This is a genomic window from Rhizobium sp. 1399 (assembly GCF_031455475.1).
Classification (GTDB): Bacteria; Pseudomonadota; Alphaproteobacteria; order Rhizobiales; family Rhizobiaceae; genus Rhizobium.
In genome coordinates, this window is record NZ_JAVDSU010000014.1 from 1 (window position 1) to 17,841 (window position 17,841).

The window sequence follows — 17,841 nt, forward strand, 5'->3', positions numbered from 1 at the left end:
CTCGCCATCAATGCCGTCATGCGACACATCATCGTCGTCGCCAATGCAAGACTGAGAGCACTCAACGATCCTGTCAGCAACTGACTTGATGAGGGGAGTTTGTTTAGCCGTTGCTCCAATCAGCAGCGGCGGATCCGCAAGAAGAGGGCGTACTGAGGTTGGAATAGTATCCATCCGAAGTAGAATCGCAAATAGAAACAGTCATTTGGGCACGAGGCGCCCACCCCAACCTCCCTCATTCCTGTGCTTGTCACAGGAATCCAGCAGCCGCGTGTCTACGCGGCGAGAGACTCTTTTCCTCAAACAGCCTTACAACCCCATCAAGTGCCAGGAAATATCCTCCCACTCCGGGTTGTTCTCTTCGATGAGATTGAGCTTCCATTGCCTCGGCCATTTCTTGATCGTCTTCTCGCGCGTGATCGCGGTCGTCAGCAGATCATACTCCTCGAACCATACGAGCATCTTCACACCGTAGCGTGAGGTAAAGCCAGGCGTCAGCTCGTTCTGATGCTCGTACAAACGGCCCGGAAGATCGCGCGTCACGCCGGTATAGAGCGTGTCGTTTCTCTTTGATGCGAGGATATAGACGTAGCCCTTCATGACTGAAGAGTGGCCTATGGCGGTGTTGCTTTTCAAGAGGATTGCTCGCGTGCCACCCATCAGCCGCTGCGAGCCATCCTGGCAAACCACCCCCACGAGAAAACGCCCGGCCACCCATGATGACCAGGCATCCTCGACCCGCGCCGTGTCAGGCGATGGGGATCAATTATTATGCGCCGCGCAGGCTTCGTCCGTAGGGGTAGCGTTGCTGGTGCCGCCCTGGGTCTGCAACTTGCCGGGGCCGGTGCCGCTGCTGCTGGCGGCTTCGCCGGGGCAGTCGGGTCTCTTCATCTTCATGGCGCTGCCGGCCTTCGTGCTGCCGGTGGTCGTCTTGTCCATCACCGGCTTCTTGGTATGCGTCGTGCCGGCGCCGCCGCCGGAATCGACGGTGCTCTTGTCCATCGTGTGGGCCGTCGGGGCCGGGTTGGACTGGGCGAAGGCGGATGTGGCCATGCCGAGGGCAAGCAGCGACGCTGCGACAATTTTCATGCGCATTGGTCTTCTCCTGAGAGCATTCGGTTGCTGATCTCTAGGGAACCGCCCGTGGCCGAGATTGTTCCCGGCAATTTTCACTTGCCGCGCTCCCTTCCCCTTTTCAATCTCCGAGCGTGCGCCATCTTAAGCTTCAATCGGTTCGGCCGGTGACCGCTTCATTCGAAACGGCCAGAGGGGCAAAGGCCGAATAAAGAGGCGCAGCGGAAACGATCCGCCACGCCCACATTCGACCTCAGGCCCGGAAAACCCCGCCGGGCTTTTTTCCTGCGCCGTCGGCGGGTTTGCGGGAGAAATAGTGGGCGCCCTGGCTTCAGTTCGCCAGATATTTCTGCAGGAAGCCGCGAATGCTGGCGATCGATTGTTCCGCCGCAGCCGCGTTATATTCCTCCACATGCCCGAACACCGTCTTCGGCTTGATCATGGCCTCATCATCGAAATCGTGACGCGCGCCGGGATAGATATGCAGCTCGACCGGTGGCCCCTTGCCGCTGAGCCGCGACACCCGCTGCCGGCAGCGCTCCGCCGGGCTCCAGTCATCAAGATCGCCATTCAGGATCAGCGTCGGCACCGTCGCGTCGCTCTCATGCGGCGCACAGACCGGATAATAGGCAACCGCCGCCCTGAATTTCTCGTCCATCAGCTGCTCATTGCCCTCGATCTTCGTCGCCTCCAGCGTCGCAATCCCACCCGCCGAGAAGCCCATCAGCGCGACGCGCCTGGCATCGACGAAGCCGCTCTTCGTCAGGAAGTCCAGCGCCCCATAGGCATCGAACACCCGATCGGGAAGATAGGTCTTGCAGCTATTCTCGATGTTGCGGGTAGTGAAACTGTCGACCACGAGCGTGACATAACCCCAGGAGACCAGTCGCTCCGGCCAGACCTCTTTCACATGGGCATGGATACCGCCGCATCCGTGCATCAACACCACGGCCGGAAACGGCCCATCGCCCGGCGGACGGGTGAGATATCCGATGAGCGGCGTCGCCTGCGGTGATGGCAGCGCTACGCCCTGTTCTTTCGCCTTGCGCTCAAGAAACGGACTTGGCTTGACCGAGGCACTGTCGAAGTGAACCAGCTCGTCGGCCTGGGCCTGCGGCATGAAGCTCAGGGAGACGACGAAGCAGAAGAAGAATCGCGCGATTTTCACTGAACGACCTCTTGCCGGATGGATGGCACGACGTTGACACTTTCACGACGCAATTTGGGTGAAGCGACGGTCAAGGCAATGCGGCGGAGAGGCGCACCATCCGGCGACCGCTGCTGGTGCAGAGCGGTGTCGCGGTGGGTGACCGTGATTGCGGTTCAGTTCCACGCCTTCGCTGCTCGGATCGTGGCGACTGCCGGGTTTGGCGTGGATGACAGCCCGATCACCGAGAAAATCACAGAGGTCGCGCGAGATCCCGCATGGCGTCGGCCGTCAGCGTTTCCATCCGCGCCCTGAGCGCCTTCTCGTCCACATCCTTGCCGGCGGCGCGGATATCCGCAACCATCTTGGCGATCAAGCCTTCATCATCGGCTCCGGTCACCCTGAGAGTGATGATCTCGCCGATATAGGCGTCGCTGTCTGCGCCCGTCATGCCGCAGACCCAGCGGGCGAGTAGTCGGTCGCGGCGCGATCGCACCCTGAAGGCCATGTCGGAATCCAGGAAATACATCTGCTCCAGCGCCTTCTCGCGATCTTCGAATACGGTCATGAGGAAAGCTCCCCTGTCGCATTCGTGGTCTCCAGCAGATGGTGGAGAAGCGCAGGCTCGATCCTCACGATCCGGCGCAAGCGGCTGCCTTCCGCAATCGAGGGCAGATGGATGAAGGTTCCGACGCGCCGGTAGGCAATGCGCGAAAGCCCCTCGATCGGCTCCTCATCCTGCACGATCTTGTAGTCGCCGGCCGGATGGATCTCACCAACGAGATCGGGCAGCGTGAAGGAGGCGGAGAAATGGACGATGGTGTTGGTCGTGCGTGTTGACGATTCGTAGGCTGACATGGTGACAGGCTCCAGGTGAAGGCGGTTGACCGCAGCCGGGTGAAAGCCTCATCGGGCTACGGCATCGGTCTGGCAATCGGAATTCGGAAGCGTGGCTGCCTTCAAGTCTCTGACACCGGCGAGAGCCATATGGCCAAACGACGACCGGATATCATTGCGCTCCAATTGAGTCGCGATTGGGACGAAAAGATAAAACAATAGTTTTATTGGGTTTTCATATTCACTTCACAAGAATTTTTTTAATATAATTGAACGATTACAACAGAAATGGCGAATAAAATAATAAACAAAGCGAAGATTTTTTATTGTGTTATTATTTAAGTACGCGAAATCGCGTGCTTTTTTAAAGATTGGAATTCGTGATGCAAAATATAACATGGCTTCGCCCCGGCCTGTGGGGCGCCGTGTGCGGCGCGGCCGCATTGGCGATCGTGGGCTTCAGCTGGGGAGGCTGGGTGACCAGCGGCAGCGCCCAGAAAGCCGCCGGCATCGAGCGCACCTCGGCGATCGCCGCCGCGCTGACGCCCTACTGTCTCGACCGCGCCAAGAGCGATCCGGCCTCGGCGCAGATCATGGCCGAGCTGAACGCGGCCGGCACCTATGGACGCAGTGACATCATCAAGAAGGCCGGCTGGGCTACGCCGCTCGGCACCACCGAACCGAACGCGGACCTTGCGCAGGCCTGCCAGATCGCGCTTGGAAAGCCGAGCTGAGCGTTTCGCCCCCGCAAAAACGAGGCCGGCGAGAAATCCCCGGCCGCTTGCCCCACCGACCGCTCACCCAAGCCAACCGCTCGCCAATCCTTCCCGCAGGATGATCATGCACAGACAGAAATTCGCCGGCGCCACGAGCGCGACGATCTCCGGCTGCGACCAGGCGCCATGACCGTCAATCTCCGTCCGGCAGCGGCAGACCGCTGAAACCATGGGGATACGATACCCGCCTTCGATAGCGATACGGCACTCCATGCAGCGCCGGCGCAGGACCGAGGAAGGGTGGCGGCTTCAAGACACGAACAGGAGGCATGCAACATGCCTGGAAACACTCCCGACAAACCCGCCTCTCATAGGGATGGAAGGCACCACAACGCCAATGCGAAGCGCCCGGCAAGGAGCCCCTCGGCCGTGGAGCTGATCGCCCAGGCCACCGCTGCCCGTGCCATCCTGAACGGCCACCAGCCCGGACCGCAAGACAAGGCTCCAGCCGGCGATGATCTTCCGACGATTGAAGAACTCGAGGAAGCGCGCGACGACCACAAAAAGAAGATCGCCACCGAGAGGGAAGCCGACGGGAGAGCACGCGAAGCCTACAAGAAAGCCCGCGCAGCTGATGCGAAAAACCATAAATCCAAAGGAAAAACCGGGGCGCGCATAATCCGCGCCCGATGGAAGCCCGCGGTATGAACGGCAGGCTCAGCGCTGCAGCCGGATCGCCGCCTGGATCAGATCCTGATGGAATCGATGGTTGCGCAGGTCCTCGGTCATCGTGAGCAGCCTTTCCCGCGCCAGCCCCGCCGGCTCTCCCCGCGTAAGCATCCCGTCGATCAGGATCTCCTGCGCCGAAATCATCTGCCGGTCGGCAACAACTTGCCGGCGCGCAACGTCCAGATCCTTCAGAGAATAGGTCATCGATAATCATACCACATGCCGGACATGCTGTACGGAAATCCTTTGGGCTCACGCCTCTGCCATCCGAGTGGCTGCAACATCGGCCCGAAAATCGGAATCATGCGCGCGAGCAAGGCCGGATGATCTCCTGCGGCGATGGTTCCCCTATTCCGCAGCCTCTCCGCGCTGCGGCTCCACCGCATCCACCTCTTCCAGCGGCGCCAGAACCTCCACCTCATACGAATAGCCCTCGAGCATCGTATAGGTATGCTCGATCGTCTGGATCTGCTTTTCCGTCTTGCGGATGGCGTCGGCGATGGCCTCGCTGCGGGCGCGCAGCATGGAGCCGAGCACGTCGGTTTCCGGGCGCCGGCCGAGGCGGTCTATGTGTTTGCGCACGCGGGCGCGGTGGCGTTCGAGCTCCAGGATGTGGAATCGGCTCTTGACGATATCGTCCGACAGTTTGCGGCGCATGGCGGCGACCGGGTCGAAGCTGCCGGGTTCGCGCTCGTCGAGGATCACCTCGTTGACGAGCGATTCCAGCATCAACACGCCTTCGAGATCCTTGGGGTCGGCCAGTTGCGGATCGTAGCCGGTATCATCATAGACGCGCCGGCGCACGGGATCCTGCAGGAGTTCGTAGGCGATCTGCAGCCTGTTGAAATGATCGGTGTCGCCGCCGGCATCCGGATGTGCGCCCTTGGCGGCCTTGCGCCAGGCAAGCCTGATCGCCTCGCCATTGGCGTCACGCTCCAGTCCAAGCATGGCATAGGGATCGATCACGCCGGCACTTCCTTCATTCACTGCTTCGTCCCTCCGAGACCTACCGGCTGGCTCGCGCCGCATCAAGCCCCGAAACACCCTGCCATAATTGCGGCCGCTCGGGACGAAATTGTGGAACGGGGCGGATTTTCCCACAGGCAAGGGGTTAACGGGGCGCGATTTCTGCTGCGCTGGTTGGCTAAAGCCAGGCAAAAGAGCAAACGGGCAGCCCTTCCGGCCACCCGTCGTCTTGACCCGTTATCGATCAGTTGCCTGACTTGTTCTTGATCGCCGCGTCTATTTGCCTCTTCACAGCATCCAGGTTGAAGGAGGCCGGATCCTGCATTGGCGGATAGTCAACCGCCGTAAGAGCGAGTTTGGCGACCTCCTGCTGAACACTCACGAAGCGCCAGAACTCGCGAGCAAAGAAGTCATTCATGTAGCCTCCACCCTGGTCATTGAGGCTTTGCTGGCCGATCGACGGAGTTCGCTCGAAGGGATCCTGGCGGATATTGACCATGGTGGGCATATCCGTCGTTACCTTCGCACCGGGCCAACCCTGCGGCTGTTGAAAGAACTGAAACTTGAAATTGTCGAGGCGTACAGCACCCAGAGCCGGGCCACCGAAGTAGAAGAACTCATGACGTGCGGACGGCGAATTGCCCTCCAGCAGGTCCAGCTGATTGTAGCCATCCAGGTGGTTCTTGTAGGTCACGTCACCCAGTTTCACGCCCTTGAGCAACTGGTCGGTGATGTTGGGGTTACCAGCCGCAGCCACCAGCGTCGGGAACCAATCCAGGGCGGAGAAAATACCATTCTCGACGGTGCCCGCCTTGACCTTGCCCGGCCAGCGGATGATTGCGGGTGCGCGGAATCCGCCCTCCATCACAGTGCCCTTGGTGCCCTTGAACGGGGTCATGCCGCCGTCGGGCCAGGTAAATACTTCTGCGCCATTGTCGGTCGTGAAGACGACGATGGTGTTGTCGGTCTCGTCGGCGTCCTCCACGCATTTCAGGATGGCACCGACGCTATCGTCCAGCTGCGCGATGCCGGCTTCTTCGAGACCATAATTGGTCTGGCTGTTCATCAAAGCCTGGTACTTGGGAGACAGGAACGTCCAGACGTGCATGCGCGTCGTGTTGTGCCAGACGAAGAACGGCTTGCCCTCGGTCTTGGCCTTGTCCATGAAGTCGCAGGAAGCCTTGACCAGCACTTCGTCGAACGTTCCCATGTCGTACTTGGCCTTGGGCGTTATGTCATGCATGTTCGGCACGTTGGACATATCAGGGTATGGCGCCAGCGGGCCTTCGTCGATGATCCGCTGCTTGCCGATCTTGCCCCAGCGCGGCTGCTGGGTCGCGTCATCAGTATCAGTGGCAAAGCTGTGCACCAGATTGCGCGGCCCGACCTTGTCACGGTACGACTGGTCATCCGGGAACGAATACCAGTAGGGGTCCGACATCGCATCGAGGTGGTACAAGTACCCGAAGAACTCATCAAAGCCATGCAGAGTTGGCAGAAACTTGTTCAAATCGCCGAGGTGGTTCTTGCCAAACTGACCCGTGGCGTAGCCCTCGGTTTTGAGGACGGCGGCGATGGTTGCGGCCTTGTCCGGCATACCAACATCTGCACCCGCCTGACCCACAGTCGTCAGGCCGGTGCGCAACGGGATTTCGCCGGTAATGAAACTCGCCCGGCCAGCCGTGCAGCTCGCCTCGGCATAATAGTCGGTGAACATCATGCCCTCAGACGCCAGCTTGTCGAGGTTCGGCGTCTTCCCGGACATGATGCCCCGGTGATAGGCACCGATGTTGAACCAGCCAACATCGTCGCCCATGATGACGAGGATGTTGGGTTTCGACTGCTGCTGTGCGACTGCCGGTGCGCCGAGCGCGGTCGCGCATGCGGAAGCCAGCAGACCAAAGCAAAGGTTTCTCATGGCACTCATGGCATATCCTCCGTTGAGTTTGCTCGTTGCTCGGCCCCATTGGCGCGGCCTCTCAGAGTAAAAGGATGCCATCCTCTCGGCCGAAGACGATCTGATGTCGTGACAGTTCGCGGCATGATGTTGTGGGAAGTCGGGTAGTTGGCCAGATGAATGCCGCGCTGATCATTCGCCATAGAGTGGCGACAGGCGTACCCGCTATCGAAGCGTCGATGGCCAGCAATGAAATAATTGCCCTGGCGTCTGCCTAGGTGTCAGCAGCCGCCTTAGCGGATAATCGCACATCTTTGCCTTCACCACCAGATTGAAGACTCTCGTCGCCACACTCCGATGGTCGGGACCCGCCACGTCATGGCCGTTTTGCGCGCAAAATGACCGCTGGAACCGCTGTGAAGCGGCGTGCGGCATTTGCCACATCATACCGCCTTTCTCCACCCTTCTCTCCGCAGGCTGATAAAAGGGATTCCAAGGGAACCGGGAGTCCGTCAGCCGGAAGATGCAGGCCGCCGCCTTCAGGTTGCAAATCTCGCCTCGTCCCGTAATGACACAACCTTGCAAGGCTCTGCTAATCTTTCGCCAACCATTTGAATCATCACCCATTCTCGCAACCGCGAAAGACATGCCACAATATTGCCGCTTGCTTTTTGCCCGAAATGCTGGCACGAACTGCAACACTCGGGCATTTCGCATGCCGGTGACTGGACTGAAGTGGTAATGCCCTTTCGGAGCGCCAACTCCGGTAGGGCGGTATGGGTGACACCCATGCGCGTAGATGTTCTTTCCCCGTACGTGACGTCTCGACTGACCCTTCGCGCCGGGCTCCAGGGCCGAAACGCGAAAGCTAAAGCCGTCCGCCTCCCCACCGCCGGGGGTGCGGATAAACTAACTACCAATGGGAAAAGGACTATCCCCCATGGCCACTAAGGGCACCGTAAAATTCTTCAACCAGGACAAGGGTTTTGGTTTCATCACGCCGGAAGGCGGCGCGAAGGACGTTTTCGTCCACATCTCCGCTCTCCAGGCTTCTGGCATCCAGTCGCTCCGCGAAGGTCAGCAGGTTTCTTTCGACACCGAGCCGGATCGCATGGGCAAGGGCCCGAAGGCTGTCAACATCCAGGCCTTCTGATCTGATTCAGGTCTTTCTGCGTCAAGCAGGCGACGGCGCTCCGTAAGGGGCGCCGTTTTTGTTTGTTAGGGGCTAGCGGCATTCAGCCAGCCTTTGAAGCTGCGACCCCATGCCCCCGCGAAAATTCCCGCGCCGCCATCAGCACCGGCATCAGCGCCCTGCCCGCCTCCGTCAGCTGATATTCCACACGCGGCGGCTGCTCGCCGAAATCCCGCCGTTCGACAAGCCCGTCCTGTTCCAGTTCCCGCAGATGCTGGGTCAGCATCTTCTGCGAAATGCCCGGCATGTCCCGTTTCAATTGCAGGGTGCGCATCGAAGGCTCGGCAAAGAGCCGGAACAGGATCGGCAGCTTCCAGCGCCCGCTGATCATTTTGAGCACCCGCGTCACATGCGCGACGGAGCCGTCAGGCCCGAGGCAGACGGAGCGTTCTTCCTGTCCTACAGGCACTTTTAAGTGCGTAATTGTGTCGAGCATCGTCCTGTTCTTCTGTGCTTTCCTCCACTCCAAGATAGGAACACTGCGATGGATTTGAAACTCGACGGCAAGACGGCGCTCGTCACCGGCAGCAGCAGGGGCATAGGCGAAGCGATCGCCAGAGGGCTCGCCCGCGAGAAGGCCACGGTCATCGTCCACGGTCGCAACAGGGCCGAAACGGAGCGCGTTGCCCACGAGATCATTGCCGAAGGCGGCCGCGCCCATGCGGTGACCGGCGACCTCACCATCGATGACGAGGTGGAGCGCCTGATCGACGAAGCGCGGGCGCTTGCCGGCCGAATCGACATCCTCGTCAACAATGCCGGCGGCTCGGGCGAGCCGGAGGACTGGGCAACCAGCCGCCCCGCCTCCTGGGCCGCAGCCTACGACCGCAATGTCCTGGCCGCAGTCCGGGTAACCACAAGGCTGCTGCCTGACATGCGCAAGGCAGGCTTCGGCCGCGTCATCAATATTTCCAGCCTCGCCGGCCTGATGCCGCCTGCCGGCAGGCCTGATTACTCCGCCTGCAAGGCCGCCATGAACGCCATGACCTCTTCCATGGCCAAGGCGGTGGCGGCCGAGGGCGTGACCGTCAATACGATCTCGCCGGGCACGATCCGCAGCGCCCGCTTGGACGCCCGCTTCCGCGAGGTGGCGGGTGAGCGCGGCGTGGCTGCGGATGCCGCATGGGAGGCGATCGAACAGGCGGTGCTGCCGCTCTTCGCCGAGGTGCCGCTTGGCCGGGTGGGAACGCTGGACGAAATCGCCGACGCCGTCTCCTTCCTCGTCAGCCCACGGGCCGGTTATATTACGGGCGTGAATCTCAGGGTCGATGGCGGGATGCTGCCGGCGATTTAGCGTAGGTGCGGCAGAAGACCGGAATTCGGTAGCAGTGCCGCCAGCCGAAGGAAGTTGGTGGCCGCTTCGCGCCCGCCAATTGCGGTCATTGCGGTTGCCACAAGACTCCCTACTCTGCGTCGTAAAAATCAGAAGAACGAGTATCGATTTAATCGGGAATTCTGCGACTAACCGTTGTTTTCATAAGCTGGATCGACTTTCATGGCTGAAATCCCAATCCGTAGCTTTGGCGTGTCCGTTGTTCTTCTTCGCAACGCCGAAACTGAAACCGAAGTCTTGTTGCTGCGCCGGAATCACACTCTTGTTGGCGAATGGTGCCAAATCGCCGGTGGCATTGAGGACGACGAAAAGGCGTGGGAGACAGCGCTGCGTGAGGTGAAGGAAGAAACGGGATTGACGTGTGTTCGCCTATATTCAGCAGATATATGCGAGCAGTTCTATGAGGCTGACCGCGATGCTATTACCATGGTTCCAGTTTTCGTTGGCTTCGTAGATGCGGGGGCGCAAGTCATCCTTAACGAAGAACACAGCGAGTTCTGCTGGACTTCATTAGCGACGGCACTGAACATGGTGCCGTTTGCGGGCCAGCGCCATGTTTTGAAGCATGTGGACGCCGAGTTTGTGCAGCGCGAACCTGTTAAGCACCTTCTCATCCACAAGTCGTCGTATGAATCCTGATTTTCGACGCAAAGAAACTCGACACCCCTGATCTTCAAGAGATGTCCGCTTAGGGTCGCCAAAAGCGGTCACCCCGGCGCCCTGACATCGAGCGAGACCGGTCGGGGGCTTCCCGCCACCCGGGCCTCAGCGACCTTCGTCCGCAGGGTCATGCGCCTGCTGAAAACGGTCGATCAGCATGTCGGTCAGCACACGCACCTTCCGCGCGGGATACTGACCCGGCGGGCGAATGACATAAACGCCTGCCAGAGGGGGCGGATGGCGTGTCATGACCGGAACCAGCGCGCCGGAGGCGACATGATCATCGATGACGCCATCGGGAATCCAGGCGATGCCTAGCCCTTTCAAGGCCGCCGCAAGGAGAGCCAAGGCGTTGTCAGCCTTGAAGCGCCCCCGCGGGTAAACCGTGACAATCTCCTCGCCATCCATGAATTGCCAGGCTTCCGTTCCCTGCATGAGGGCCTCGTGGGTGGAGAGATCCTCCGGCTTTTCGGGAGACCCATGCGTCCTGATATAATCGGGGCTTGCGACCAGCTTCCCGTAGATCGGCCCGACGCGCCTCGCAATCATGTTGGAATCCTGCAGATAGCCGACGCGGATCGCGCAATCGAAGCCCTCGGCGATGAGGTCGACGAAACGATCGCTATAGACGGTTTGGAGTTGGAGCTGCGGGTGGCGCTGCGCCATGTCCGCGAGCACGGGCGCGAAGTGGGTCGGGCCGAAGGACAGCGGAACGGCCACTCTCAGGCGGCCACGAAGATCGCCGGTGGGCAGGATCGTTTCCCTGGCGATGTCGATCTCGGCACAGACCCTCGCCGCATGATCCCGAAACGTTATCCCAGCCTCAGTCAGGGCAGCGCCGCGGGTCGTACGTGCCAGAAGCTGGACGCCGAGGTCCGCTTCGAGCCGGGCGAGCCGCCGCCTAACGATCGACTTGGTGACGCCCAGCCGTCGCGCGGCGGGCGAAACGCCTCCGGCATCGGCGACCTCGACGAATGTCCTGAGTTCTTCAGCCGGAAGGCGTCATTTGTAGATTGACCAACCCTCGCATTCATTCCCCACCCAGATAGGTCCCGATATACTCCCCCCGCTTCCAGAGCTCGGCGCGCAGCCGGGTCTCGACACCCCCGGATGTCACCGGGCTAAGACACAGCATGCAGTCGGCAATCACCTCCCCCGGCTGCAGGATCGCCTCGATGGCGGCTGCCTCCTGCGCGATATCAGCGCAATCAGACATCGCCAGCAGTTGCCGCTCCGCCACCCTTGCGGCCTCATGCAGCTTGCGCCTGAGCACAGTAAGCACCGCATCGTCATCGTCGGCCGGCGCCTGCTCCATCATGCCGCCACCCGCCTCGATCTCCGAAAGCAACAGTTCGATACTGCGCCCGAGATCGTCACCAGCCATCAGTCTCGTCCGCCATGCCTCGACCGCCTGCCTACACCGCGCACGTTCCTGGCCGATCGCCGAAGCAATTGCCCTTTCCTGGCAGAAGCCGCCCGAAAGCTGCGCGGCCCGAACCAGCACCATCAGGTCTTCGGGAATATCCTTCAAGAAGACCACCCGTTGGGCGCAAGAATGGCTGGCGTTTCTGCCGGCTGGAAGCATGTCACCGACCGGTGAGAGACGCCGTCAGACACCGCCGACAATGCTGCGATCCGCCATGATGGCGCACCGTGCCCGAATGCCTTGATGATGGTGATGTCGCTCCTTTCGAGCGGGCAGGCATGCATGCAAAACTCTCCTGTTGGATATCGCTGCCGTCATAGGGTTGTACCCGCCAATGCTGGCAACAATCAAGGAAATTATTCCTATATTCGATCACGATCCATATCAGACGAGACTTTTCGGGGACCAAGAACGCGCGAAAGCAAACAAAGATAGGTTTATGTTCCGCACCGGCAGGCGGCGCTCAGGCCGCCTCGCTGTGGCGTTCCACGAGCTCGGCCCATTCCATTGCCGCGTGGCGGCCGAGCACCGTCTTGTCGTTCCCGATGACGGCGGCGATACGCCGGAAGAGTTCGTCGGCAAAGGGCGCGGGCCTGCCGGATTCGGCATTGCCGGCCGGGCGCAGTACCGTGCCCTCGGCAAGATGGATCATCTCGACGCCGAAGCCCTCATGATCTCCCGAGAGCTCTGCCGATCCATATAGCAGCAGGCCGTTATCGTTCCGGCCGAGGATGGGGATGACGAGTTCGTCGAAATCGAACCGCAGGCTGAAGGTGTTCATCGGCCGATGACCTCCTGCTGGAGGCGCTCCGCACGGATGAGCTGGGCCTCATAGCGGCTGGCGAGCGAGATCACGAAGCCGGCGGCAAGGAGCAAGCCGGCGAGCGGCGGAAGCACGTCGACGGCATCAAGGCGACGGACGCCCGGCGTCAGCGCAGGCGCGCGGAAAGGCGCCTCGCCCCTTGCTTCAAAATAGTCAGATATCATGCGGCAGCTCCTGCATCGGCTTTGATTTCGGCGATGCGGGAGGATGCGATGCCAATGGTTGAGTGATGGAACGGGTCGACGGGCGCCTATGCGGCAAGCGAGCGTATATCCTTGGCCACGTCGGCGAGATCATTGTCGAGCTGGTGATCGCGCCCCGGCAGCGAGCAGAGGACGGCATCCGGGATCGCCCTGGCGTAGGCCTCGATATGGGCAAAGGGCACGGTGTCATCCTCGCTGCCGTGATAGATGAGCACGGGCAGCCCCTCCGGCAGGCTTTCGGAAAAGTCGTCGCTCCCTGCGATCTCATCGCTCTCCCATCCGCCGGCACCCATGAAGGGCGGCGCGATCAGGATGACGGCACCGGGCTCGAATGCCGGCCACTCTTCGGCAAGTGCGTGGAGAAGCACCGTGCCGCCGAAGGAATGGCCGATCAGGATGGCGCCGTCTTCGAGGGTCTGGAACTCGGCGACGACTGCGGCTTTCCAGGCCTGATAATGCGGGTCCGCTTCATCGGGCATGCGGGGATAGCGGATGGCATAGGCCTCGCCGAGTTCGCGTGCGAGGCTGTCGACGAGCTTGTTGTCCCACTGGTCGTGGGTTGTTTCGCCGGCGCCCTGGATGAAGAGGATCTGTGTTGGCATGGGTAATGTTCCCGTTGTGACCGTCAGGGAGATGGGTCGTTACGGGAACAGGGCAAGGGCCTCGACCCGTCCTTCGCCCTCGACAAGGAGGGAGGTCGACAGGTGCGGAATTCGCCAGCGGATGCCACTAACCTTGGTGGCGTCGTTCAGGCCAGCTTTGCGCCAGAACCGGACGAGCGCGTGGCTCACCTTTTCGGCGCTATCGCCTTCCACCGATGCGGCGCATATCCACAACGCGGCCATCACGCTGCCGTATGGAAATTTCGAACCGGCTGTTGCCTCTCCGGGCATGATAAACGAAGAAGCGACCACGGCAGTCGATCCGCCTGACGTCGCGGAAACCGCGGCTGCGGAGCAGCCTCTCGCCCTGACTACAGGTAATCCCTCTGCCTCTGTTGAGATTGGTGCCAACGCTAATGGAGATCTGGGCCTGTGCGCTTGCTTCAGTCGGCGCGGTTATTGTTGGGACTGACAGGCCGACGGCCAGCACGAGTGACAGAAAAAACGACGATCTGGACAAGGCATCCTCCCTTGGGTAACGGGGTCTGAATACACCATACTCGTTTGCCGGCGGAATTATACAACCGTGGGGATAGGAGCGATAGAGGGTCGCGTCAGAACGAGCCGTCTCCGCTCCCCATTCGGTTAACCACAGGCATATTGAGGACCGGCCAGGGTCGGGACCCGTGGCTCGACCCTGGCCGAACGGAGGGGGCTTCCGACACACCCCCTACTCATCCATGCACCCTCACCTCGCCGCAACCACCTTCCCTCGCCTCAACACGACAGCGATCACAAACCCGCAAACCGCCGTCACCCCACCGACGAGAAACACGCTCCCGTAACCCGCCCGATCCGCCAGCACGCCCGCCAGCGGTCCGGTGAGCCCGTAAGCCAGATCCTGAAAGGCCGAAAATCCGCCGAGCGCCGTGCCGCGCAGATGCGGTGCCACGAGATGCACGACTTCACGCCCCATGGCGGGAAAGATCATCGAGCAGCCGAGGCCGGTCATGAAGGCGCCGATCAGGGCGACGGTGGGATCGCCGGCACTCCAGATCAGCAACTGGCCGATGGCCTCGACCGCAAGCGAGACGACGGCGACCGCGAGCCCGCCGTAGCGATCCGGCAAGTGGCCGAAGAGCAGGCGCACCAGCACGAAGCCGCAGCCGAAGGCGGTCAGGCCGAGACCTGCATGATCCCAGCCGAGATCGCGGAAATAGAGAGTGAAGAAGGAGCCGATTGCGGCAAAGCCCATGCCCTGCAGGCAGACGATCAGCCCATGCACCCAGATGCGGCCGATGACAGCGGCAAGCGGCGGGCGCTCCCTGCCTGGATGGGCGGCAACGGCGGGCACGCTGCGGATTGCGGCAAGCCCCAGCAAGGGCAGCACGGCGCTGACGGCCATCGTGCCGGCAAAGCCGAGATGATCGAGCAGCAGCAGCCCAACAGGCCCGCCGAGGCCGAGCGCGCCGTAGATCGCCGCACCGATGAGCGCCAGCACCCGGCCGGAACGCTGCGGCCCGACAAGCCCGATACCCCAGGCAATGATGCCGACGGCAACAAGGCTTTCGCCAAGCCCGATCAACAGCCGCCCGGCAACGAGAATGGCGAAAGCCGCAACCGGCGCCTGCAGCGAGAGCCCCGCGGCGAGCGAGATCAGCGCGCCCGCCACATAGAAAAGCAGGCCGCGCTGCACGGCAAGCTTGGCGCCCCTGCCATCGGCAAGCCCGCCGGCATAGCTGCGGGTGAGGATGGTGGCGAGAAAGGCAATGCCGACGCCAAGGCCCGCCCAGCCATTGCCGAGACCAAGCGCGCCGGTCACGAATACGGGCACGACCGGAAGGGCAACCGCAACGCAGAGATAGGAGATGAAGAGGATCGCGGTCAGCAGGTAAAGCCGGGCCTGCTCGCGATCACCAGTAAGACGGAAAGCCATGAAAACCTCCTGGCTATTCCCTCGTCCGACGGGCACAAAAAACGCACTCCGACCGGCGAGGATCGATAAGTGCGTTGCTTGACGTCAAACGCTTACGGCCAGAGGACTGGCGTGCGTTGGGAAATACGGGATATGTGCAGGAGTGTCAACGATGGCTGTGCCGCCACACCACCCGCTTCGTCCTCTCCTATGTCGGACGGCGGTACCCCACTATCGTCCTGATACGGCCTCTATCAGCGACCGCCTCATGAAGAGGCTTATGGGTGTCGCCGTATAGGGTGCAAAAGGCTCACATGGCTTGTATCCGCCGCGGCGATATAGCTGTTGTGCTTCGATGTTGCGTGTTCCAACTTCGAGCAGCATGGCCTGCGCTCCGAGCGTCAGCGCCTGAACTTCCGCTCGCCGAAGCAGTGCCATACCAATACCGGCACCCCGCACACCGGCATCCACGATCATGCGCTTCAGCTCCGTGGTGCCGTCACCTCGCTCAAACAGCACGCAAAGTCCGACCGCTCTGTCAGCAAGACGCGCGATGAGGACATACGTGCCAGGTTTTGCCAGCGACCCCGCGGTGATCGGCCGACGGTATTCACCCGGATAGAGCGCCGCGGCGACAGAATCCGACTGCGACAGAAGCGCCGAGACTTCGTGCTGCAGCGCAGGTTCGATATTGACGGCAACTTCAGACATCACGCCAGCACTCACCTCGTCAACATCAGACAAGCGCAGGTGAATACGGCTGCCGCAGCTTGTCAACTAGCTCGATACCCAGAGCTGAAACGCCGCCCGTATCAGGCCATGAGCGGCGTCACATCATCCCAGACGAAGACGAGGTTTTCCGATCGCCAGACCGGGCCGGGATCGATGAATCCGCCGGCAAGATCGCCATCCAGCGCCCGATAAAACGCAATCGCCGCCGCATTCCCCTTCACGACGCCGAGCGCAGCTCCCCGAAACTCCCTCGCCTTGAGATGCTGCGCCAGCCGCGCAAGCAGCGCCCGGCCTATGCCGCGGCGCTGGCTGTCCGGATCGACATAGAGAAATTTGATTTCGCCGCGATCCCCGAAGATCGGTTCCGAAGGTCGGCCGGCGGCGCCGATTCCGACGATCTGCCCGTTCGCTTCGGCAATCAGCACCATCTGGTCGGCGTCGGCAGACGCGAGCTTCTCCCGCCAGCGCTGACCGCGATAGGCTTCGTCGAGCGTCGCGTGGGCCACAGCCGGCGCAAGGGTTGCGTAAGTATGCCGCCAGACCTTCACATGGAACTCGGCAATCGACTGAGCGTCGGCGATGCCTGCGACTCTGATCGAAATATCATACATCTCCCGCCTTATCCTTGCCGGACAATCCGCCCGATCGTGACCGCATACCGGCGCCACTATTCCAGGCAGCCCCTATCCGATCACCTGCACCAGCGCCGGCAACAACCCCACCTAACCGGATTTCACAGTACCTGCATTGAACCTGGAGCGATCGACGAGAACATCCCTCTTCTGCCCCCACAACAGGCCGGCAACGAGGTTTCTCGCCTTGATGCTTTCGAGCTCCAGCCGGCGCAACTGCTTGCGCACCTTGCTGAGCGGCAGGAAGACCAGATCCTTTTCCGGGCGCACGAAATCGGCGCTCTCGCCCTCACCCTCCAGAAACCGCTGCTGGATGACGGGCGCCGGCTCGATCTGGTAGGCGGCAAGCCAGGAGCGGTGCCAGAAATGCGCATCGATCAGCGAATAGGTGGTGGTCTCTGCAAGCATGCGTTTTGCCGCCTCGGGGCCGATGACATAACCGGCCAGCCCCACGCGGTTCTGATAGACGCGGGTCGCTCCAAAACGGCCGGCCTCGTCCTGCCATGCGCGCTTGCGGTTGAGGATATGGCGACGCGGCGCGAATTCGAGATCGTAGACGCTGTTCCACGCATCGTTGCGGGCTTCGATATTGGCGAGGACGGCCGTGATATCGTCTGACAGCACCGCATCGTCTTCGAGGATGAGCATCTTCGCGCCATGCGCGATCACCGCCTGCCAGGCCTTGCGGTGGGACAGGAAGCAACCGATGTCCTGCCGCCGCGTCGGGCTCGGCCAGTTACTGGCAGCCGTCTGGCATTCCTCGGCCGTGAGATCGCCAGCTTCGAATGCGTCGAGAAACTCGAAGGACAGGCCGAGTGCGGCCATCTGCCGGATCTGGAAGCTCCGCCGAACCTCCTCCGCCTTGCGGCTGATGATCAAAATTCTCAAGTGAACTCCCTGGCGCCCGATGCCTGCCCCGTCAGCGCAAGCATATAACCGTGTTCCGATGCAAGCAAA

23 protein-coding genes and 1 pseudogene are annotated in these 17,841 nt (G+C 61.3%); 5 read left to right on the top strand and 19 right to left on the bottom strand.

Features of this window, described 5'->3' with window-relative positions:
• Nucleotides 1-309: 309 nt before the first annotated feature.
• From J2X71_RS30895 to J2X71_RS30915, 5 genes are all read right to left on the bottom strand, one after another.
• Entirely contained in the window at nt 310-600 is a 291-nt protein-coding gene (locus J2X71_RS30895; protein ID WP_310388634.1) for a GIY-YIG nuclease family protein, read from the bottom strand.
• A 162-nt stretch (nt 601-762) separates the two neighbouring features.
• On the bottom strand, nt 763-1,095 hold the full coding sequence (locus J2X71_RS30900) for a hypothetical protein (RefSeq protein WP_310388327.1): 333 nt from the start codon (nt 1,093-1,095) through the stop codon (nt 763-765).
• A 310-nt stretch (nt 1,096-1,405) separates the two neighbouring features.
• Complete coding sequence (locus tag J2X71_RS30905; RefSeq protein ID WP_405049774.1) at nt 1,406-2,242, bottom strand: dienelactone hydrolase family protein; 837 nt, start codon at nt 2,240-2,242, stop codon at nt 1,406-1,408.
• A 232-nt stretch (nt 2,243-2,474) separates the two neighbouring features.
• Complete coding sequence (locus J2X71_RS30910; RefSeq protein ID WP_310388329.1) at nt 2,475-2,789, bottom strand: DUF1476 domain-containing protein; 315 nt, start codon at nt 2,787-2,789, stop codon at nt 2,475-2,477.
• Complete coding sequence (locus tag J2X71_RS30915) at nt 2,786-3,079, bottom strand: hypothetical protein (protein ID WP_310388330.1); 294 nt, start codon at nt 3,077-3,079, stop codon at nt 2,786-2,788. Before J2X71_RS30915 ends, J2X71_RS30910 begins: the two co-directional genes overlap by 4 nt.
• A 362-nt stretch (nt 3,080-3,441) precedes the next feature.
• Here J2X71_RS30915 and J2X71_RS30920 point away from each other — a divergent pair, with 362 nt between their 5' ends.
• Both J2X71_RS30920 and J2X71_RS30925 read left to right on the top strand, forming a co-directional pair.
• Nucleotides 3,442-3,792 carry a hypothetical protein gene (locus J2X71_RS30920; protein WP_007818485.1) on the top strand — a complete coding sequence of 117 codons (351 nt, stop codon included), beginning with the start codon at nt 3,442-3,444 and terminating at the stop codon, nt 3,790-3,792.
• A 411-nt stretch (nt 3,793-4,203) separates the two neighbouring features.
• The gene (locus J2X71_RS30925; protein WP_310388333.1) at nt 4,204-4,482 is read left to right on the top strand and encodes a hypothetical protein; all 279 of its coding nucleotides are present in this window, start codon (nt 4,204-4,206) and stop codon (nt 4,480-4,482) included.
• 9 nt (nt 4,483-4,491) lie between these two features.
• Here J2X71_RS30925 and J2X71_RS30930 read toward each other — a convergent pair whose 3' ends face one another.
• The 3 genes from J2X71_RS30930 to J2X71_RS30940 form a co-directional block, all read right to left on the bottom strand.
• On the bottom strand, nt 4,492-4,707 hold the full coding sequence (locus J2X71_RS30930; RefSeq protein ID WP_310388335.1) for a hypothetical protein: 216 nt from the start codon (nt 4,705-4,707) through the stop codon (nt 4,492-4,494).
• A 144-nt stretch (nt 4,708-4,851) separates the two neighbouring features.
• Entirely contained in the window at nt 4,852-5,451 is a 600-nt protein-coding gene (locus tag J2X71_RS30935) for a J domain-containing protein (RefSeq protein WP_244430578.1), read from the bottom strand.
• A 262-nt stretch (nt 5,452-5,713) separates the two neighbouring features.
• Nucleotides 5,714-7,396 (bottom strand): arylsulfatase, encoded by a 1,683-nt coding sequence (locus J2X71_RS30940; RefSeq protein WP_310388337.1) that lies wholly within the window; start codon nt 7,394-7,396, stop codon nt 5,714-5,716.
• 910 nt (nt 7,397-8,306) lie between these two features.
• On the opposite strand from J2X71_RS30940, the gene J2X71_RS30945 reads away from it, so the two are divergent.
• Nucleotides 8,307-8,519 (top strand): cold-shock protein, encoded by a 213-nt coding sequence (locus J2X71_RS30945; RefSeq protein WP_007818490.1) that lies wholly within the window; start codon nt 8,307-8,309, stop codon nt 8,517-8,519.
• 82 nt (nt 8,520-8,601) lie between these two features.
• Here J2X71_RS30945 and J2X71_RS30950 read toward each other — a convergent pair whose 3' ends face one another.
• Complete coding sequence (locus tag J2X71_RS30950; protein ID WP_310388340.1) at nt 8,602-8,994, bottom strand: helix-turn-helix domain-containing protein; 393 nt, start codon at nt 8,992-8,994, stop codon at nt 8,602-8,604.
• A gap of 48 nt (nt 8,995-9,042) precedes the next feature.
• Here J2X71_RS30950 and J2X71_RS30955 point away from each other — a divergent pair, with 48 nt between their 5' ends.
• Nucleotides 9,043-9,852 (top strand): SDR family NAD(P)-dependent oxidoreductase, encoded by an 810-nt coding sequence (locus J2X71_RS30955; RefSeq protein ID WP_310388342.1) that lies wholly within the window; start codon nt 9,043-9,045, stop codon nt 9,850-9,852.
• 201 nt (nt 9,853-10,053) lie between these two features.
• Nucleotides 10,054-10,530 carry an NUDIX domain-containing protein gene (locus J2X71_RS30960; RefSeq protein WP_310388344.1) on the top strand — a complete coding sequence of 159 codons (477 nt, stop codon included), beginning with the start codon at nt 10,054-10,056 and terminating at the stop codon, nt 10,528-10,530.
• Between the two features lie 126 nt (nt 10,531-10,656).
• Here J2X71_RS30960 and J2X71_RS30965 read toward each other — a convergent pair.
• The 10 genes and pseudogenes from J2X71_RS30965 to J2X71_RS31010 form a co-directional block, all read right to left on the bottom strand.
• Nucleotides 10,657-11,541: pseudogene (locus tag J2X71_RS30965) on the bottom strand (LysR family transcriptional regulator); the annotation flags it as partial.
• Between the two features lie 40 nt (nt 11,542-11,581).
• Nucleotides 11,582-12,082, bottom strand: coding sequence for a hypothetical protein (locus J2X71_RS30970; RefSeq protein ID WP_310388346.1), 501 nt, complete (start codon nt 12,080-12,082; stop codon nt 11,582-11,584).
• Nucleotides 12,083-12,440: 358 nt separating this feature from the next.
• On the bottom strand, nt 12,441-12,758 hold the full coding sequence (locus J2X71_RS30975) for a hypothetical protein (protein ID WP_310388348.1): 318 nt from the start codon (nt 12,756-12,758) through the stop codon (nt 12,441-12,443).
• Nucleotides 12,755-12,964, bottom strand: a complete 210-nt coding sequence (locus J2X71_RS30980) for a hypothetical protein (protein WP_310388350.1) — start codon at nt 12,962-12,964, stop codon at nt 12,755-12,757. The genes J2X71_RS30975 and J2X71_RS30980 overlap by 4 nt, the downstream gene beginning before the upstream one ends.
• A gap of 86 nt (nt 12,965-13,050) precedes the next feature.
• Complete coding sequence (locus J2X71_RS30985; RefSeq protein WP_310388352.1) at nt 13,051-13,605, bottom strand: alpha/beta fold hydrolase; 555 nt, start codon at nt 13,603-13,605, stop codon at nt 13,051-13,053.
• 39 nt (nt 13,606-13,644) lie between these two features.
• Nucleotides 13,645-13,917, bottom strand: a complete 273-nt coding sequence (locus J2X71_RS30990) for a hypothetical protein (RefSeq protein ID WP_310388354.1) — start codon at nt 13,915-13,917, stop codon at nt 13,645-13,647.
• A 436-nt stretch (nt 13,918-14,353) separates the two neighbouring features.
• Entirely contained in the window at nt 14,354-15,541 is a 1,188-nt protein-coding gene (locus tag J2X71_RS30995) for an arabinose transporter (protein WP_310388356.1), read from the bottom strand.
• 210 nt (nt 15,542-15,751) lie between these two features.
• A complete protein-coding gene (locus tag J2X71_RS31000) occupies nt 15,752-16,231 on the bottom strand; it encodes a GNAT family N-acetyltransferase (protein ID WP_310388359.1) in 480 nt (159 codons plus the stop codon).
• Between the two features lie 101 nt (nt 16,232-16,332).
• Nucleotides 16,333-16,863 (bottom strand): GNAT family N-acetyltransferase, encoded by a 531-nt coding sequence (locus J2X71_RS31005; protein WP_310388361.1) that lies wholly within the window; start codon nt 16,861-16,863, stop codon nt 16,333-16,335.
• Between the two features lie 111 nt (nt 16,864-16,974).
• Nucleotides 16,975-17,772 (bottom strand): glycosyltransferase family 25 protein, encoded by a 798-nt coding sequence (locus tag J2X71_RS31010; protein WP_310388363.1) that lies wholly within the window; start codon nt 17,770-17,772, stop codon nt 16,975-16,977.
• Nucleotides 17,773-17,841: the final 69 nt, after the last annotated feature.

Coding starts and splice junctions, on each gene's coding strand:
- J2X71_RS31000 (WP_310388359.1), bottom strand. CDS start 16,231: ATGTCTGAAGTTGCCGTCAATATCGAACCTGCGCTGCAGCACGAAGTC.
- J2X71_RS30900 (WP_310388327.1), bottom strand. CDS start 1,095: ATGCGCATGAAAATTGTCGCAGCGTCGCTGCTTGCCCTCGGCATGGCC.
- J2X71_RS30995 (WP_310388356.1), bottom strand. CDS start 15,541: ATGGCTTTCCGTCTTACTGGTGATCGCGAGCAGGCCCGGCTTTACCTG.
- J2X71_RS30920 (WP_007818485.1), top strand. CDS start 3,442: ATGCAAAATATAACATGGCTTCGCCCCGGCCTGTGGGGCGCCGTGTGC.
- J2X71_RS30945 (WP_007818490.1), top strand. CDS start 8,307: ATGGCCACTAAGGGCACCGTAAAATTCTTCAACCAGGACAAGGGTTTT.
- J2X71_RS30980 (WP_310388350.1), bottom strand. CDS start 12,964: ATGATATCTGACTATTTTGAAGCAAGGGGCGAGGCGCCTTTCCGCGCG.
- J2X71_RS30940 (WP_310388337.1), bottom strand. CDS start 7,396: ATGAGTGCCATGAGAAACCTTTGCTTTGGTCTGCTGGCTTCCGCATGC.
- J2X71_RS30960 (WP_310388344.1), top strand. CDS start 10,054: ATGGCTGAAATCCCAATCCGTAGCTTTGGCGTGTCCGTTGTTCTTCTT.
- J2X71_RS30935 (WP_244430578.1), bottom strand. CDS start 5,451: ATGCTTGGACTGGAGCGTGACGCCAATGGCGAGGCGATCAGGCTTGCC.
- J2X71_RS30930 (WP_310388335.1), bottom strand. CDS start 4,707: ATGACCTATTCTCTGAAGGATCTGGACGTTGCGCGCCGGCAAGTTGTT.
- J2X71_RS30910 (WP_310388329.1), bottom strand. CDS start 2,789: ATGACCGTATTCGAAGATCGCGAGAAGGCGCTGGAGCAGATGTATTTC.
- J2X71_RS30955 (WP_310388342.1), top strand. CDS start 9,043: ATGGATTTGAAACTCGACGGCAAGACGGCGCTCGTCACCGGCAGCAGC.
- J2X71_RS30975 (WP_310388348.1), bottom strand. CDS start 12,758: ATGAACACCTTCAGCCTGCGGTTCGATTTCGACGAACTCGTCATCCCC.
- J2X71_RS31005 (WP_310388361.1), bottom strand. CDS start 16,863: ATGTATGATATTTCGATCAGAGTCGCAGGCATCGCCGACGCTCAGTCG.
- J2X71_RS30895 (WP_310388634.1), bottom strand. CDS start 600: ATGAAGGGCTACGTCTATATCCTCGCATCAAAGAGAAACGACACGCTC.
- J2X71_RS30985 (WP_310388352.1), bottom strand. CDS start 13,605: ATGCCAACACAGATCCTCTTCATCCAGGGCGCCGGCGAAACAACCCAC.
- J2X71_RS30915 (WP_310388330.1), bottom strand. CDS start 3,079: ATGTCAGCCTACGAATCGTCAACACGCACGACCAACACCATCGTCCAT.
- J2X71_RS30950 (WP_310388340.1), bottom strand. CDS start 8,994: ATGCTCGACACAATTACGCACTTAAAAGTGCCTGTAGGACAGGAAGAA.